Origin of the sequence: Mesorhizobium sp. M1E.F.Ca.ET.063.01.1.1 (genome assembly GCF_003998155.1) — a bacterium.
Taxonomy (GTDB): Bacteria; Pseudomonadota; Alphaproteobacteria; order Rhizobiales; family Rhizobiaceae; genus Mesorhizobium.
In genome coordinates this window covers 1-1,583 of sequence record NZ_RZSC01001056.1, presented here as the reverse complement: position 1 = coordinate 1,583, position 1,583 = coordinate 1, and the positions used below count along the sequence as shown (strand labels likewise).

Genomic DNA, 1,583 nt, shown 5'->3' with positions numbered 1-1,583 from the left:
GCTCTCTTCGCTTCGCCACGCCGCCGCAGCCGGCCTGACCAAGGCGGTGATGGCCGAACTGCCGGCGCTCAAGCTCGAGCGGGCCGAATTCATCGTCGAGATGGTGAGCGATGCCGAAAGCCGCATGGAAGAAGGCATCGACCAGGTCGAATTCTGGGTGCGCACCAATCCTGGCACCCGGCCCGGGCCGATGATGAAGGTCGCTTCGGGCGGCGAGCTGTCGCGCTTCCTTCTGGCGCTGAAGGTGGCGCTTGCCGACCGCGGCTCGGCACCGACCCTTGTCTTTGATGAAATCGACACCGGCGTCGGCGGCGCGGTGGCCGACGCCATCGGCCAGCGATTGGCGCGGCTCTCGAAGAGAGTGCAAGTGCTTTCGGTCACGCATGCGCCGCAAGTGGCGGCCCGCGCGGCGACACATTTCCTGATCTCGAAATCCGGCGGCAAGGACCGTGTCGCCACCGGCATTGCCGAAATGGATCGCGCGGCACGCCAGGAGGAAATCGCGCGCATGCTGGCGGGCGCCACCATCACCGACGAGGCGCGCGCCGCCGCCGAGCGGCTGCTGCGGGAAAATACGGCCGCCGCCTAGCTTATTTTCTGCGCCCGGAAGCCGAGTCAGCAGATGGCTGCATCCTGCTGTTCAGCATTGATTTATTCGCAAGCCGACTCCCCCATGCCGAATCCTGATTTATAGTGGCGCGCCATAATTCGAGGACAGCATTGCATGTCGGAAAAACCAGTCGATTCGCTGAGCGAAAGCGAGGCCGCAGAGGAGCTTAAGCGGCTGGCGGCGGAGATCGCCGAGCACGACCGGCGTTATCACACCGAGGATGCGCCGACGATCTCGGACGCCGCGTATGACGCGCTGGCGCGCCGCAATCTCGCCATTGAGGAGCGCTTTCCCGATCTCGTGCGCGAGGATTCGCCGTCGCGCCGGGTCGGCGCGCCGCCGGCGGAAGGCTTTGCCAAGGTGCGCCACGCCTTGCCGATGCTCAGCCTCGGCAAGGCCTATACCGACCAGGACGTTGCCGATTTCATCGAGCGCGGCCGGCGCTTCTTCGACCGCGACAAGGATCTCGACATCGCCTTTACGGCCGAGCCAAAGATCGACGGGCTGTCGGCCTCGCTGCGCTATGAAGACGGCGTGTTCGTGCAGGGCGCGACGCGCGGCGACGGCGCCGTCGGCGAGGACATCACGGCCAATCTGAAGACCATCGCCGATATCCCGAAGACACTCAAAGGCTCCGGCTGGCCGGACGTCATCGAGATCCGCGGCGAGGTCTATATGACCTATGCCGAGTTCGAGGCGCTGAAGCAGCGCTCGGCGGCGGTCGGCGGCCAGGACTATGTCAATCCGCGCAACACGGCGGCCGGGTCGCTGCGCCAGAAGGATCCATCCGTCACCGCCAGCCGCAATCTCAAATTCTTCGCCTATGCCTGGGGCTATACGACAGCGGATCCGGCTCCGACCCAGTACGATTCCGTCCAGAAATTCAAGGACTGGGGGTTCAAGGTCAGCCCGTTGATGGTGCGGGCGAAGTCGATCGACGAACTGATCGCGCAGTACCACCGGATCGAGGAAC

Annotated in this window: 2 pseudogenes; both read left to right on the top strand. The window is 64.8% G+C overall.

Features of this window, described 5'->3' with window-relative positions:
* Positions 1-589: pseudogene (locus EOA29_RS35935) on the top strand (DNA repair protein RecN); the annotation flags it as partial.
* 135 nt (positions 590-724) lie between these two features.
* Positions 725-1,583: pseudogene (locus EOA29_RS35930) on the top strand (NAD-dependent DNA ligase LigA); the annotation flags it as partial.